Below are 16,059 nucleotides of genomic sequence, written 5' to 3'. Positions count from 1 at the left end.
TACAAGGGTTTGCGAGTGTTTTATGTGGCAAAACCAAACCTGGCAAGCGCTACAAGCTCTTTTTTTTGAGAAGCAACCACCCTGGGAGACCTCCATGCAACTGACCCGTCGCCACCTTCTGTCCGCCGCCGCAGCGCTGGCGGCCGTGCCCGCCTGGGCGCAGGACGCCAAGCCCCTGCGCGTGCTCGTGGGCTTTCCGCCCGGCGGCGGCACCGACGCGATTGCGCGCCTGCTGGCCGACAAGCTCAAGGACGTGCTCGGGCGCACCGTGGTGGTGGACAACCGCCCCGGCGCCGGCGGTCAGCTCGCGGCGCAGACGCTCAAGACGGCGCCGGCCGACGGCTCCACCGTCTTCATCACGCACGACCACACCATCTCCATCCTGCCGCAGGTGGTGAAGAACCCGGGCTTCGACTCGCATGCCGACTTCGTGCCCGTGGGCGGCTTTGCCTCTTTCGTCAACTGCTTCGCGGTCTCGGGCGGCACGCCGGCCAAGAGCTTCGATGAGTACGTGCAGTGGGTCAAGGGCAAGAACGAGGGCAAGAGCGCGGTCGGCATACCGGCGCCCGCGTCCACGCCCGAGTTCCTCGTCAAGCTCATCGGCCAGCGCTACCAGCTCGACCTGGTGGCCGCGCCGTACCGCGGCAGCGGCCCCCTGATTGCCGACATGCTGGGCAACCAGATTCCGGCGGGCGTGGGCTCGGTGCCCGACTTCATCGAGAACCACCGCGCCGGCAAGCTGCGCGTGGTGGCGGTGCTGGGCACGCAGCGCCAGGCGCAGCTGCCGGATGTGCCCACCTTCGACGAGCTGGGCGTCAAGGGCTTCGAGGACCTGCCCTACTACGGCTTCTTCGCGCCCAGGGGCACGCCCGAAGCCTTTGCCCGGCAGTTCTCCGCGGCGCTGGCCAAGGTGGTGCAGATGCCCGAGGTCAACCAGCAGCTGACCAGCATGGGCCTGACGGTGGATGCGATGACGCCCGCGCAGCTGGGCGAGCGCGAGCGCGCCTACACCGCCGCCTGGAAGCGCATCATCGGCGACAGCGGCTTCAAGCCCCAGTAGCGGGCGCGGGCGGGCGCTGCGCCAGCCAGGTCTGCAACTCGGCGATGGGCAGCGGCTTGCTGAACAAATAGCCCTGGTAGGCCAGGCAGCCGTGCTGGCGCAGGAAGGCCTGCTGCTCGGGCGTCTCCACGCCCTCGGCCATCACCTGCAGACTCAGGCTGTCGGCCAGCGCCACCACCATGCGGGCGATGGCCGCGTCGTTGGCGTCGCTGAGCACGCCGCGCACGAAGCCCTGGTCGATCTTGAGCTGGTCCAGCGGCAGGCGCTTGAGGTAGGCCAGCGACGAATAGCCGGTGCCGAAGTCGTCCAGCGCAAAGCCCACGCCGTGGGCCTTGAGCAGCTGCATGCGCCCGATCACTTCCTCGATGTGGTCGATCAACAGGCTTTCCGTGATCTCGAGTTTCAGCCGCTGCGGGTTGGCCCCGGTGGCCGCCAGGGTGTCGAGCACCTGGCGCGCGAATTCGCTGTGGTGAAACTGGCGCGCGCTGACGTTGACGGCAATGGTGAGCTGCGCGGTATCGGGCTGCGCGGCCCAGGCGCTGAGCTGGCGGCAGGCGGCCTGCAGCATGTGCTGGCCCAGCGGCATGATGAGGCCGGTTTCCTCGGCCAGGGCGATGAAGGCGCCCGGCGCGACGACGCTGCCGTCGCGCCGGCACCAGCGCACCAGCGCTTCCACCCCGAGCATGTGTCCCCCTTCGTCCATTTGCGGCTGGTACCAGGGCACGAACTCGCCCCGCTGCAGGCCGTCGCGGATGGCGCGCTCCAGCGTGGTGCGCGCATCCACCGTCGACTGCATCTGCGGGTCGAAGAAGGCGAGGGTGTTGCGCCCCGCGTCCTTGGCGCGGTACATCGCCATGTCCGCCTGCTTGAGCAGCTCGGCCACGCTGGTGGTCTGATTGCCGAACAGCGCGATGCCTATGCTGGCGCTGTGGTGGTGCTGTTCGCCGGCCAGCTCGTAGGGCTGCTCCAGCGCCAGCAGCAGCTCGTGGCACAGGCTGCGCGCCTGAGATACGAGCTCCACCGCTGCCAGCGGCAGGTTTTCGACCAGCACGACGAATTCGTCGCCACTGATGCGCGCCACCGTGTCGCCCTCGTGCACGCCGCCGACCAGGCGGCGCGCCATCTGGCGCAGCAGCTGATCGCCCGTGTCGTGGCCGCGCGTGTCGTTGAGGCTCTTGAAATTGTCCACGTCGATCAACAGCACCGCGCCGCCGCACTGCTTGCGCGCGGCGCCCACCAGCGCGTGCTCCAGCCGATCCATCAGCAGGCGGCGGTTGGGCAGCTGCGTGAGCGGGTCCTGAAAGGCCAGCTGCTGGATGCGCTCTTCGCTGCGCTTTTTCTGCGACAGGTCGGAAAAGGCCAGCGCGTAGTGGCTGGTGTGCCCGCCGGCGTCGCGTACCGCGGCGATGGAAAACCACACCGGGTAGGGCTCGCCGCTCTTGCGCACGCCCCGGACTTCGCCCTGCCAGGAACCCTCGCGCTCAAGCTGGGGCTGCAGCCGCTTGAAGAAACCGGCGGGCTCGCCCTGGTCCTCGTCGGTGCGGATGAGGCGGCCCACGACCTCCTGGCGTCCATAGCCGGTGATGTCCATGAAGGCCTGGTTGACCGCCACCACGCCGCCGTCGGGCCCGAGGATGGCCATGGCCTCGCTGCTGTTGTCGAACACCGTGGCGGCCAGGCGCAGCTCGTCTTCCATCTGCTTGCGCTCGGTGATGTCCAGCATCACGCCGACGATGCCGCCTATGGAGCCGTCCGGGCGCAGGAAGGTGGCCTTGTGGCAGAGCATGTCGCGCAGCTCGCCGCGGCCGTCCTGCACCCGGCTCTCGTAGGTTTGCCGTCCGGGTTCGCGCAGCAGCTGCGCGTCGGCGGCCATGTCCTGCGCCAGGTCGCAGGCGCGCTGCGGGGCGAGCTCGGCCACCGTGCGGCCCAGGAAGTGCTCGGCGGCTTCGCCGGTGAACTGCTCGAACGCGCGGTTGGCCCCCAGGAAGCGCGCCTGCCTGTCCTTGTAGAAGATGGGGTTGGGTATGGCCTCGAGCAGCTGGCGCATGAAGCTCAGCTGCTGGCGCAGCGCTTCGGTGCGCTCTTTCACCTGGCGCTCCATCTCGGCGTTGGCGCGCTCCAGCGCCTCGCTGCGCTCCTGCAGCAGGCGCTGGTTGCGCCGGCGCTCGGAGATGTCCATGCCCGTGCCGTGGTAGCCGATGAAGCGCCCCTGGGCATCAAAGCGCGGTGCGCCGCTGACCGACAGGTAGCTGGTGCTGCCGTCGGGCGCGACCAGGCCGTATTCGAAATTGCGGAAACTTTCATGGCGCTCGTGCTGCGCCACGTGTTCGGCCAGCTGCTCGGCGCTCACGCCCACCAGCTGGTATTCCCAGCGGCGTTTGCCCATGAAGTAGCCGGGCGCGATCTTGAGCTTGCCCAGCACGTCGCCGTAGATCTGCGTGATGCGAAACTGCGCGTCGCTCTCCCAGAACCAGTCCGAGGACAGCCGGGTGTAGGTGTCCAGCGTCTGCGTGCGTTCGCGCACCTGCCGCTCGGCGTCCTCGCGGGCGCTGCGCAGCGCCACCAGCGTGCGGTGGCGGTCGGTGATGTCGGTGTAGGTGCTGACCGCGCCGCCGCCGGGCAGCGGCCGGTCGGCCACGGCCATCACCTGGCCATCCGGCGTTTCGAACTGGAAGTCGTTGGCCTGGCCCGCGCGCAGGCGCTGCAGCCGGGTCTGCAGCCGGGCGCGCACCTCGGGGCCGTCCATGCCCCGGGTCTGCAGGAAATGCTCCACCATCGCCTGCAGCTCCTGGCCGCGGCAGGCGGGCTCCTCGGGCCAGCCCGACAGTTCCAGGTAGCGCTGGTTCCACACCACCAGGCGCAGGTTCTCGTCGAACAGCGAAACGCCTTCGTCGATGTGCTCTATCGCCTGGTGCAAGCGTGCCAGGCTGAAGCCCACCGCGGTGCTGGCGTAGTGCAGCAACTCGCTCAGGCTGGCGGCGGGCGTGGCCGCGGGCGCGGCCGCGGGCGTGGCCGCGCGCGCGTGGCCGCCGCCCGTGGTCTGCAGCAGCGCGGTAACGCAAAAGCGCAGGATGCGCGCCAGCGGGCGCACCACCGGCAGCGGCCCCGCGAGGGTGAAGCAGCTCACGCGCCGCCCGTCCAGGTCTATGGCGGTGAGCATGCCCTCGAGCATCACGCCCGAGCGCTCGGCCTCCTGCGCGCTCATGCTGTATTCGTCGAACTCGCCGTGCATGATGCGCCGGGCGACAGGGTGCACGCTGCCTATGCGCTCGCGCCGGCTCGAAGCGACGATGCGCCCGTCCGCGTCCATGAAGTTGCACACCAGCGCGAGCTCGGCATGCAGCATGTCGCAAAGATCCTGGCCAAATTCGATGTTGAAGCCCGTGGACATGGTGGGAAATACCTGGCGGCAGACTCGAAGCAGCAGATTGACACGGCTGCAACAAATGTACAAGCGCGGTTTGCCCCAACAATAGTGCAGATTTAGAGTTTGCGCTCCAACGACGAGGGACGGAGGGAACATGCTGCAGAGATCGACATGGGCGGGGGCGGCCGTGGCCGCCATGCTGGCCCTGGCCGGCGGTCCGGCGCAGGCCCTGGCGGTGGCCAGCGTCTCGCCGCGCGGCGAGGTGGCGCAGGTGCGCCAGGTGGTGGTCACCTTCGACGCGCCGGCCGTGCGCTTCGGCGACCCTCGGGCGGACGATCCGTATGCGCTCTCCTGCAGCGACGCCATCGCCGCGCGCGGGCAGGCGCGCTGGCTCAGCGACCGCCGCTGGGTGTTCGACTTCGTGGCCGACCTGCCGCCGGGCGTGCGCTGCACGCTCACGCCCAAGGCGGACTTTAAACCGGCCGCAGGCGCAGGCTGGACGGGCGCCAGAAGCTATCAATTCGATACCGGCGGTCCTTTCGTGCAGCGTGTCCATCCGGGCAGCTGGGGCGGCATCGAAGAGCAGCAGTACTTCATCCTGCAGCTCAATGGCGATGCCAGCGCGGACAGCGTCGCCGAGCACGTCTGGTGCGACCTGGAAGGCGTGGGCGAGCGCGTGCCGGTGCGCCCCGTCGAGGGCGCAGAGCGCGAGGCCGTGCTGCGCGCCCGCCAGCTCTGGGAGGCGGCGCAGAAGGCGCCGCTGCGCTACCCGGTGCTCACCTGCGCGCGCCGCGCCGCGCCCGACAGCCACCTGGAGCTGGTCTATGACCGGGGCGTGAGCACGCCCAGCGGCATCGCCAACCGGGTGGCGCGCCGCTACAAGTTCAAGGTGCGCGCGCCCTTCAGCGCCGACTTTTCCTGCGAGCGCGAGAACGCCCAGGCCGCCTGCCTGCCGATACGCCCCATGCGGCTGACCTTCAACGCACCGGTGGTGCGCAAGCTGGCCATGGGCATACGCCTGAAGGGCGGCGCACAGACCTTGATGCCGCAGCAGGACGAGGGCGTGCAGCCGGCCGACGACGAAGTGGTGCAGGCCGTCCGCTTCGCCGGCCCGTTGAGCGCCGAAACCGCCTACGTGCTCGAGCTGCCGGCCGGCTTTCAGGACGCCTCGGGCCGCCCGCTGGCCAACGCCGAGAGCTTTCCGCTGAAGGTGAGCACCGGGGCGCAGCCACCGCTGGCCAAGTTCGCCGCCGCGCCCTTCGGCATCATCGAGCGCCATGCCGAAGGGCCCGACGGGCCGGCGCTGCTGCCCGTGACGCTGCGCCGCGTCGAGCAGCAACTCAAGGTGCAGGGCCTGCAGCCCGTGGCCGGCGCCGGCGAGGTGAGCACGCTCAAGCCCCACAGCGACGCCGAGATCATCGACTGGCTGCGCCGCGTCGAGCAGCTCGAGGCGCTGTGGATCAAGCGCACCGACGCGCAGTCGCTGGTGCGCGACCCGCTGCCGCCGCCGATGCGCTCCGAACCCACACAGCAGGAGCGCGAAGCCGGCTACTACACCCCGGAGGAAAGCACCTATGTGCAGTCGCGCCGCCTGTCGCTGCTGGCCGGCCAGCCGGGCGTGAAGACGCTCAAGCTGCCCGGGCCCGACGAGGGCGACGTGCGGCCCTTCGAGGTGGTGGGCATACCGCTGGACGCCGGCTTCAACGTGGTGGAGATTGCCTCGCCCCTGCTCGGTCAGGCGCTGCTCGACGAGCGCTATGGCAGCACGCGCGCGATGTACGTGCGCACCACCGCGCTGGTCACCAACCTGGCGGTGCACTTCAAGCTGGGGCGCGAGAACGCCCTGGCCTGGGTGACCACGCTGGACGAAGGGCGGCCGGTGGCCGACGCCACCGTGCGCGTGTCCGACTGCAAGGGCAAGACGCTGGCCACGGCGCGCACCGGCGGCGACGGCATCGCGCGGCTCGAAGGGCTGTCGCCCGAGGCGCCGTCCTGCGACGGCCCGAACTACTGGCGCCAGGCCTATTTCGTGAGTGCGCGCGCGCAGGACGACCTGGCCTTCACCTGGAGCGACTGGCAGCGCGGTATCGAGCCCTGGCGCTTCAACCTGCCCATCAGCACCTCGCCCACGGCCGACAGCGTGGCGCACACCGTGTTCGACCGTACCCTGGTGCGCGCCGGCGAGACGGTGTCGATGAAGCACCTGCTGCGCGAGCAAAACGGCCAGGGCCTGGCGCTGCCGCGCGAGCGTCCCAACCAGTTGATCATCACCCACGTGGGCAGCGGCCAGCAGTTTCGCCAGCCGCTGCATTGGCAGGGCACGCCCACCGGGGGCTTGAGCGCGCTCAGCAGCTTTGCGCTCGCGCCGGCGGCCCACCTTGGCGAATACCAGGTGAACCTGGGCTGGAGCGAAGGCGGGAGCCAGTTCGAAGGCGGCAGCTTTCGCGTGGAAGAATTCCGCCTGCCGGTGTTCGAGGGGCGCATAGCCCCGGTGAGCAGCGGACCGCTGGTGCGCGTGGGCGCGCTGCCCACCGCGGTGCAGGTGGCCTATGTCTCGGGCGGACCGGCGGCGCAGCTGCCGGTGCGCGTGTCGGCGGTGCTGCGCGATCGCTCGGTCGATTTCGAGGACTATCCCGGCTTCAGCTTCGGCGCGCCGCAGGAGCGCGCGGGCGAGGACGAGGACGAGGGCGATGCGCCCGAGCCCGCGCCGCGCCAGCGCGTGGTGGCCGACAAGCTCGCGCTGACGCTGGACGACAGCGGCAGCGGCCAACTGACGCTGCCCGAGCTGCCGCCTTCGCGCCAGCCGCAGGAACTGCTGCTCGAAGCCGACTACGCCGACCCCAATGGCGAGATCCAGACCCTGCGCAGCACGCAAAAGCTCTGGCCCGCGGCGGTGGTCGCGGGCATCAAGACCGAAGGCTGGGCCTCGTCGGGTGAACGGGTGCGCTTTCGCGCCCTGGCGCTGGACCTGGATGGCAAGGTGTTGAAGGGCGTGCCGCTGAGCGTGCAGGCGCTGGCGCGCTCCACCACCACCAGCCGCAAGCGCCTGGTAGGGGGCTTCTACAGCTACGACAACCGCAAGCAGACGCAGGATCTGGGCACGGTCTGCACCGGCGTGAGCGACGAGCGTGGGCTGGTGCTGTGCGAGGCCAGGCTGGCCCAGCCCGGCGAGGTGCGGCTGGTGGCCACCGCGCGCGACAAGGACGGCAACGAAGCCCAGGCGGCCACCTCGCTGTGGATCACGCGCCAGGGCGAGCTGTGGTTCGGCGGCGAGGACCATGACCGCATCGACCTGTTGCCCGAAAAGCGCGAGTACGCGCCCGGCGAAACCGCGCGCCTGCAGGTGCGCATGCCGTTTCGCCACGCGACCGCGCTGGTGAGCGTGGAGCGCGAGGGCATCCTGGCCACCCAGGTGATGGAGCTCGACGGCAAGGATCCGACGATAGAGCTCAAGATCGACGGGCACTGGAGCCCGAACGTGTACGTGAGCGCCCTGGTGCTGCGTGGTCGCCTGCGCGAGGTGCCCTGGTACAGCTTCTTCACCTGGGGCTTCAAGTCGCCGCGCCAGTGGTGGCGGGCATTTCGCGAGGAGGGCAAGCAATACATCCCGCCCACCGCCATGGTCGACCTCTCGCGCCCGGCCTTTCGCCTGGGCGTGGCCGAGCTGCGCGTGGGCACGGCCGCGCACCGCATCGATGTCAAGCTCACGGCCGACCAGCCCAGCTACCAGGTGCGCGGCAAGGCGAAGGTGACGGTGCAGGCCACGCTGCCCGACGGCAAGCCGGCGGCGCATGCGCAGGTGGCGCTGGCGGCGGTGGACAAGGCGCTGCTCGAGCTCATGCCCAACACCAGCTGGAACCTGCTGCAGGCCATGCTGCAGCGGCGCTACTGGGGCGTGAGCACCTCCACCGCGCAGATGGAGATCATCGGGCGGCGCCACTACGGCAAGAAGGCGGCGCCCGCGGGCGGCGGCGGCGGCCATGCGCAGACGCGCGAGCTGCTCGACACCCTGCTGCTGTGGCAGCCCATGGTCGAGCTCGACGCCGAAGGCCGGGCGCAGGTGCAGGTGCCGCTCAACGATGCGCTCACCACCTTCGAGATCGCCGCCGTGGCCGACGCCGGCGTGGCCCTGTTCGGCACCGGCAAGACGAGCGTGCGCGTCACGCAGGACCTGCAGATCATCAGCGGCCTGCCGCCGCTGGTGCGCGAGGGCGACGCCTTCCGCGCGCAGTTCACGCTGCGCAACACCACCGGGCAGCCGATGAAGGTGCAGGTGACGCCGCGCGCCACCCTGCTCGAGCTGCCGGCCCAGAGCGTGGAGCTGGCCCCCGGCCAGGCGCGCGAGCTGGGCTGGGACGTGACCGCGCCCGCCCAGCTGGGCCAGACGCGCGTGCAGGAGCTGCTCTGGGAGATCAGCGCGCGCGACACGCTGGGCCAGGCCCGCGATGCGCTCAAGCTCAGCCAGCGCCTGCTGCCCGCGGTGCCGCTGAGCGTGCAGCAGGCCACGCTCACGCAGTTGAGCGACAGCCTCACGCTGTCCGTGGCCGCGCCGCGCGACGCGCTGCCGGGGCGCGGCGGCGTCAAGCTGGCGCTGCAGCCCAAACTGGCCGAGGGGCTGCCCGGCGTGCGCGACTGGTGGGCCAACTATCCCTACAGCTGCCTGGAGCAACTTGCGAGCAAGGCCGTCGGCATGGACGATGCTGCGGCCTGGCGCGTGCTCATGGCGCAACTGCCCACCTATCTGGACGAGGACGGTCTGGCCTACTACTTCGCGCCGCGCAGCGGCATCACGCACCGCGGCAGCGACATCCTCACCGCCTACCTGCTGGCCATGTCCAGCGAAGCCGCACGCCTGGACCCCGCGTTCGCGCTGCCACCCGAGTCCTTGCAGGCCATGCAGGCGGGTCTGACGGCGTTCGTCGAAGGCCGGCTGGAGCGGCGCTTCTGGAGTCCGCGCAAGGACCTGGAGCTGCGCAAGCTCGCCGCGATCGAGGCGCTGTCGCGCTACGGCAAGGCCGATGCGCGCTGGCTGCGCAGCCTGACCATCGCGCCCAACCAGTGGCCCACGCATGCGGTGATCGACTGGGTCAACATCCTGCGGCGCGTGCAGGGCGTGCCTGGGCAGCAGGAGCAACTCGCGCAGGCCATGCAGGTGCTGCGTGCGCGCCTGTCCTGGCAGGGCACGCGGGCGGGCTTCAGCACCGACCAGAGCGACTATTGGTGGTGGCTGATGCAAAACGGTGACGTCAACCTGGCGCGGCTCATCCTCGCGGTGATGGACGATCCGGCCTGGGCCCAGGATATGGGCCGCCTGGCCAATGGCTTCATCGCGCGCCAGCAGGGCGGTGCCTGGCACACCACCACCGCCAACCTCTGGGGCGCGCTGGCGCTGCAGGCCTTCAGCGCGAAGTTCGAGTCCGAGCCCGTCACGGGCGTCACCCGGGCCGCCCTGGGCGAGGCGCAGGCGCGCGTGGACTGGAGCCGGGTGGTGCGCGCCAAGGCGAGCGAGGAGGGCGGCGCGCGCCACCAGACGAGCTGGTTCGGCGCCCCCGCTGCGGCCTCCAACTGGCTGAACAACACCATGTTCCTGCCCTGGGGCAAGGAGGCGACGCAGGGCGAGCTGCGGCTCAACCACCTGGGCGGCGGCAAACCCTGGGTGACGGTGCAGTCGGTGGCTGCGGTGGCGCTCAAGGCGCCGTTCAGCGCCGGCTACAGCGTGCAGCGCAGCGTGGAGACCATCCGCCGCGCCGACGGGGCGATGGCGCCGGGCGAGCATGCGCGCGGGGACGTGCTGCGCGTCACCCTCAAGGTGCGGGCCCAGACCGACATGACCTGGGTGGTGATCACCGACCCCGTGCCCGGCGGCGCCACCATCCTGGGCAGCGGCCTGGGACGCGATTCCGAGATCGCCACCGGCGACGAACAGGGCAGCGGCGACGGCTGGCTGGCCTTCGTCGAGCGCTCCTTCGAGGCCTACCGGGCCTACTACGAATACCTGCCCAGGGGCGAGATCACGCTGCAATACACGCTCAGGCTCAACAACGCCGGCAGCTTTGCCTTGCCAGCGACCAGGGTCGAAGCGCTTTATGCTCCGGAGATGTTCGGCGAGGCACCCAACGCGCAGCTGCGGGTGGCACCGGCCGCCCCGGCCAAGCCCTGAGGCACTTGCGTGGGTGCGTGCGGGGCGGACCCGGTCCGCGAAGGTGCGACTTACTACCGGCCGGTGCCCGGGCTGATGCCGGCGCCGGCCACCACAAGGGGAGCATGAGGTGCACAGGGTGCGGGGCATGGGTCATTGGCTTGCAGGCGCAGGCGTGCTGCTTGCGGGCGTGCTGCTCGCCTGGACGCTCGCGCACCGCCAGCAGCGCGCCAATGAACGCATGGCGGCCGAGCGTTTCGACCAGGCGGTGACCGCCACCACCGAGGCGCTCAGCCGGCGCGTGGAAGCCTGCGCCGCCATCGTCGCCGGCGTGCGCGACCTGTTCGCGGTGGACCCGCAGCTGGACTGGCAGCGTTTTGATCGCGTGTTGCAGGCGCGCGGCTTTCGCGCCCACTATCCGGAGCTGCGCACCCTGACCTTCACGCGCCGGGTTGCCGCGCAGGACATGAAGGCCATGCAGGAGCGCCTGCGCGATCAGGCGCGCCAGGCCGGCCAGGAGCCGCCCGGGCAGCCGATACATCCCCAGCTGCAGGCGCCCGAGCATTTCGTCATCGAATACCTCTGGCCGCGCGACATGTCGCTCGGCATGTGGGGGCTGGACATCAACGCGCAGCCCGCCAGCCTGCAGGCCCTGCTCAGCGCGCGCGAGACGGGCATGCCGGTGCTCTCCGGCCCGCTGCAGCTCGACGAAATGCCGCACGAGCGCGAGGCCGTCACGCTGCGCTACCCGATGTTCGATGCCGCCGCCAAGGGCCCCGACGGCGGCCCGGTGTTCATCGGCACGGTGGCGGCCACGGTGCGCGTGAGCGAGATGCTCGACGCGCTGCGCTACAGCGGGGTGCTGCACGGCATTGCGCTGCGCCTGCAGGACGCGGGCAGCACGGCGGCGCCGCTGCCGCCCGGCGGCGGGGTCTTCCTCGGCGAGACGGCGGACATGCAGGAACGCTGGGAGCGCTCGCCCCTGCGCCAGCAGGCCACCTTGCAGCTGCTGGGGCGGCGCTGGGAGCTCACTTACGTGCCCACGCAACCCCTGCTGTCGTCCTCCGAGGCGGTGCTGCCGCAGTGGGTGGGCGTCACCGGCGCGGCAGCGGCGCTGTGGCTGGCGCTGGGCGTGGGCCTGCTGCTGCGCCAGCGCGCGCAGGCGCTGCAGCGTGCCGAGCACGCCGAGGACCAGCGGCGCGGCTCCGAGCAACGCCTGAGTGCGATGTTCTCCCAGACCGCCGTGGGCGTGGCGACGATCGATGTGCAGACCCTCAAGTTCGAGCGCGTGAACCGCAAGTTCTGCGAGATCCTCGGCTACACCCCGCAAGAGATCCTGCAACTGGACGTGCATGCCGTCTCCGACAGCCGGGACGCCGAGGCCAACGACCGCCTGCGCCGCCAGCTGCGCGCGGGCGAGATCTCCGCCTTCCATCTGGAGCGGCGCATGCGCCGCAAGGATGGCTCGGTCGTCTGGACCGACCTGACCGTCTCCCCCGTGGTGCGCGACGGCGGCGCGCCGCTGTACAACGTCGGCGTGATGCAGGACATCACCGAGCGGCGCGCGATGCGCGACGAGCTGGCCGCCAGCGAGCAGCGCCTGCGCGCCATCCTGGACCACCTGCCGGTGGGCATCGCGATGTGGCAGCGCGGCAAGGGCATGGTCTATCGCAACCGCCATTTCGCCGAGGTCACCGGCTACACCCGCGAGCGCCTGAGCACCAGCGCGCAGTGGTGGAGCATGGCCTACCCCGATCCGGCGGCGCGTGAGCGCGCCCAGGCGCTGTGGGAGGCGCGCTGCGTGCGCGCCCAGGAGCGCGACGGCGTTATCGAATGGGGCGAATACGAGGTGTGCTGCGCCGACGGCCAGACCAAGCCCCTGGGCATTTCGGGCGTGATGTTCAAGGAGGCGCAGCTGGTCATCGTCGAAGACCTCAGCGGGCGCAAGGCGGCGGAGGACGAGATCAACTTCCTGGCCTGCTACGACGCGCTGACCGGACTGGCCAACCGCCGGCTGCTGCTCGAGCGCATGAAGCACGTGCTCGCCGCCAGCGCCGCCAGCGGGCACAGCGGTGCGCTGCTGATGCTGGACCTGGACCACTTCAAGACGCTCAATGAAACCCGCGGCCACGCGCGCGGCGACGTGCTCCTGCGCCAGGTGGCCACGCGCCTGCGCAACTGCCTGGGCGAGCAGGACATGCTGGCGCGCCACGGCGACGACGAATTCGTCATCGTGCTGGCCGGCGCGCACGACACGCGCGATCTGGCCGCGGTGCATGCGCGTGCGCTGGCCGAGCGCGTGCTCTCTGCGTTGCGCGCACCCTTCATGCTCGACGGCGGGCACTACCACACGACGGCCAGCGTGGGCGCGGTGGTGTTCCAGGGCGAGGGCGAACCGGCCGACGCGCTCCTGCAGCAGGTGGACATCGCGATGTACCAGGCCAAGGAGGCCGGACGCGACGCGGTGCGCTTCTACGACCCGCAGATCCAGAGCCGAGTGCAGGCGCGCGCCAGCCTGGAGCGCGACCTGCGCCATGCGCTCGAGCGCGGCCAGTTCGAGCTGCACTACCAGGCCCAGGTGCAGGGCGGGCGCATCACCGGCGCCGAGGCGCTGCTGCGCTGGCACCACCCCGTGCAGGGCTACGTGGCCCCGACGCGGTTCATCGCGCTGGCCGAGCAGACCGGGCTGATCGTCGGCATAGGCGACTGGGTGTTGCGCAGCGCCTGCGCGCAGCTGGCGCTGTGGGCGGGCGACCCGCTGCTTGCGCCCCTCACGCTCGCGGTGAACATCAGCCCGCGCCAGTTCTCGCAAAGCGACTTCGCCGCCCAGGTGCTGGCGGCGCTGGCCGGCAGCGGCGCCAACGCCCGGCGGCTGGAGCTGGAACTCACCGAAGGCCTGCTGCTGCAGGACGTGGAAGACACCATCGCCAAGATGATGCAGCTCAAGGCCTACGGGCTGGATTTCTCGCTCGACGACTTCGGCACCGGCTACTCCTCGCTGTCCTACCTCAAGCGCCTGCCGCTGGACCAGCTCAAGATCGACCAGAGCTTCGTGCGCGACGTGCTGCTCGACCCCAACGACGCGGCGATTGCGCGCACCATCGTCGCTCTGGGCCACAGCCTGGGCCTGCGCGTGATCGCCGAGGGCGTCGAGACCGTGGCCCAGCGCGACTTCCTGCGCCAGCACGGCTGCGAGGCCTGGCAGGGCTATCTGTTCAGCAAACCCGTGCCACTGGCGCAGTTCGAAGCGCTGGTGCGCGCCGGGGCGCCCCTGCCATGAGGGCGCCGCGGCTGTGGCTTCTCGCGCCGGTGCTGGTACTGGCGGCGGGCTGGGCGGGTGCGCGCACGCTGCCGGACTTTGCCGCGGTGCGTGCGCAGTACCGCTCCTCCGAAACCCTGGTGCTCTCGCGCGAGGGCGAGGTGCTCGAACGCCTGCGCACCGACCCGACGGTGCGCCGCGGCGCCTGGCAAGCGCTCGACGAAGTGTCGGCGGCGCTGCGCCACGCGCTGGTGGTGAGCGAGGACAAGCGCTTCTACGAGCACAGCGGCGTCGACTGGGCCGCCGTCTCGGCCGCCGCCTGGGCCAATCTGCTCAACCGGCGCACGCGCGGCGCCAGCACCATCACCATGCAGCTGGCGGGGCTGCTCGACGCCGAGCTCGGCCGCCCCGAGGGCGGGCGCAGCCTGCTGACCAAGGCGCAGCAGGCGCTGGCCGCGCGCGAGCTGGAGCAGCACTGGCGCAAGGACCAGATCCTGGAGGCCTACCTCAACCTGGTGCCGCTGCGCGGCGAGCTGGTGGGCATCGATGCGCTCAGCCGCACCCATTTCGGCAAGGCGCCCCATGGCCTGGACGCGCGCGAAAGCGCGCTGGTCGCGGCGCTGGTGCGCGCGCCCAACGCCAGCCCGGGCGTGGTGGCGCGGCGCGCCTGCGGTGTGCTGCGCGCGATGCAGCCGCAGGCGGACTGCGCGGCGCTGGGCTTCTTCGTCTCGGCCGCGCTGCAGCGGCGCGCCTTCGAGCCGGCCGCGGGCGTGGCGCCGCACTTTGCACGCCAGTGGCTCGCGAGCCAGCCGGCGCGCGGCGAGCGCACGCCGCTGAACGCCCGCCTGCAGCGCTACGCGCAGCAAAGCCTGGGGCGGCACCTGCGCGAACTGGCCGGGCGCAATGTGCAGGACGGCGCGCTCGTCGTGCTGGACAACGCCAGCGGCGAGGTGCTCGCCTGGGTGGGCTCCTCGGGCCGCCTGAGCGAGGCCCCCGAGGTGGACGGGGTGCTTGCGCTGCGCCAGCCCGGCTCCACGCTCAAGCCTTTTTTGTATGCGCAGGCGATTGCCGAGCGCCGCCTCACCGCCGCTTCGCTCGTCCACGACGCGCCCACGCAGATACCGACCGCGGGCGGCCTGTACATCCCGCAGAACTACGACCGCCAGTTCAAGGGCTGGGTGACGGTGCGCACCGCGCTGGCCTCCTCGCTCAACGTGCCGGCGGTTCGCACCCTGGTCATGGTCACGCCCGATGCGTTTTTCCGCCAGTTGCGCGCCTTCGGCCTGCCGCTCAGGGAGTCGGGCGGCTACTACGGCTACAGCCTGGCGCTGGGCGCGAGCGAGGTGGCGCTGCTGCAGCTGACCAATGCCTACCGGGCGCTGGCCAACGGCGGGCGCTACACGCCGGTGTCCTTGCGCCTGGGGCAGACGCCAGCGCCGCCGGTGCAGGCCGTGCCGGCCGGTGCCGCCTTCATCGTCGGCGACATGCTCTCGGACGTGCAGGCGCGCGTGCCCACCTTCGGGCTCGACAGCGTGCTGGGCACGCGCTTCTGGAGCGCGGTGAAGACCGGCACCAGCAAGGACATGCGCGACAACTGGGCCGTGGGCTGGTCCGAGCGCTACACCGTCGGCGTGTGGGTGGGCAATGCCTCGGGCGCCGCCATGCACGAGGTGAGCGGCGTGAGCGGCGCCGCGCCCATCTGGGCCGACCTCATGCGCTGGCTGCACCGCCACGAGGCAAGCCGCGCACCCCGGCCCCCCGCGGACCTTGTGCGCCAGCCGGTGCGCTTTGTCGCCGCCAGCGCCGAGGCGGCGCGCGAGGAATGGTTCATCGACGGCACGCAGCAGGCGGTGTTTGCCATCAAATCAGGAGCTGAAAGCACAGGCCCAGAAAGCGTTAAAGGCCAATTTGATGCAGATTCTTCCCGGGCCGCGGCACCCCCCCGCGCCCGCATCGTCGAGCCTGCCGACGGCACCATCCTGGCGCTGGACCCCGACATTCCGCCCGCCCACCAGCGCCTGTGGCTGCACGCGGCCGGCGGCCAGGCCCTCGTCTGGCGCATAGACGGGCGGCGCGCGGGCCGCGGCGAGCGCCTGGCCTGGCTGCCCTGGCCCGGGCGGCACAAGGTGGAGCTGCTGGGCCAGGGCGGCGAGGTGCTCGACAGCATAGGGCTGGAGGTGCGCGGCGCGGCCCTGCGTGCACCCGCGCCCGGCGCGCTTTGATACGGCCATGTC

The 16,059-nt window shown here is 71.0% G+C and carries 5 protein-coding genes; 4 read left to right on the top strand and 1 reads right to left on the bottom strand.

The genetic code is table 11. The features are described from left to right. Positions 1–94 precede the first annotated feature (94 nt). A complete protein-coding gene (locus FOZ74_RS03800) occupies positions 95–1,060 on the top strand; it encodes a Bug family tripartite tricarboxylate transporter substrate binding protein (RefSeq protein ID WP_146911824.1) in 966 nt (321 codons plus the stop codon). Here the strand turns inward: FOZ74_RS03800 and FOZ74_RS16450 are convergent. Continuing rightward, positions 1,047–4,451 carry an EAL domain-containing protein gene (locus FOZ74_RS16450; protein WP_186764649.1) on the bottom strand — a complete coding sequence of 1,135 codons (3,405 nt, stop codon included), beginning with the start codon at positions 4,449–4,451 and terminating at the stop codon, positions 1,047–1,049. The two genes, FOZ74_RS03800 and FOZ74_RS16450, sit on opposite strands and share 14 nt — an antisense overlap. A gap of 130 nt (positions 4,452–4,581) precedes the next feature. Here FOZ74_RS16450 and FOZ74_RS03790 point away from each other — a divergent pair, with 130 nt between their 5' ends. The 3 genes from FOZ74_RS03790 to pbpC all read left to right on the top strand — a co-directional run bounded on the left by FOZ74_RS03790 (position 4,582) and on the right by pbpC (position 16,047). Next, positions 4,582–10,587 carry an alpha-2-macroglobulin family protein gene (locus FOZ74_RS03790; RefSeq protein WP_146911822.1) on the top strand — a complete coding sequence of 2,002 codons (6,006 nt, stop codon included), beginning with the start codon at positions 4,582–4,584 and terminating at the stop codon, positions 10,585–10,587. 109 nt (positions 10,588–10,696) lie between these two features. Further along, positions 10,697–13,846: a bifunctional diguanylate cyclase/phosphodiesterase gene (locus tag FOZ74_RS03785; RefSeq protein ID WP_255437767.1), complete on the top strand. Its 3,150-nt coding sequence runs from the start codon at positions 10,697–10,699 to the stop codon at positions 13,844–13,846. Continuing rightward, positions 13,843–16,047 carry a penicillin-binding protein 1C gene (pbpC, locus tag FOZ74_RS03780; protein ID WP_146911820.1) on the top strand — a complete coding sequence of 735 codons (2,205 nt, stop codon included), beginning with the start codon at positions 13,843–13,845 and terminating at the stop codon, positions 16,045–16,047. The genes FOZ74_RS03785 and pbpC overlap by 4 nt, the downstream gene beginning before the upstream one ends. Positions 16,048–16,059: the final 12 nt, after the last annotated feature.

The sequence above is a fragment of the Comamonas flocculans genome (assembly GCF_007954405.1).
Taxonomy (GTDB): Bacteria; Pseudomonadota; Gammaproteobacteria; order Burkholderiales; family Burkholderiaceae_C; genus Comamonas_C; species Comamonas_C flocculans.
The sequence above is the reverse complement of the archived record's forward strand: the minus strand, read 5'-3'. Positions and strand labels throughout refer to the sequence as shown.

Excerpts from the sequence above, each read along its gene's own strand:
- FOZ74_RS03800 (WP_146911824.1), top strand. The coding sequence starts at position 95 with ATGCAACTGACCCGTCGCCACCTTCTGTCCGCCGCCGCAGCGCTGGCG.
- FOZ74_RS16450 (WP_186764649.1), bottom strand. The coding sequence starts at position 4,451 with ATGTCCACGGGCTTCAACATCGAATTTGGCCAGGATCTTTGCGACATG.
- FOZ74_RS03790 (WP_146911822.1), top strand. The coding sequence starts at position 4,582 with ATGCTGCAGAGATCGACATGGGCGGGGGCGGCCGTGGCCGCCATGCTG.
- pbpC (WP_146911820.1), top strand. The coding sequence starts at position 13,843 with ATGAGGGCGCCGCGGCTGTGGCTTCTCGCGCCGGTGCTGGTACTGGCG.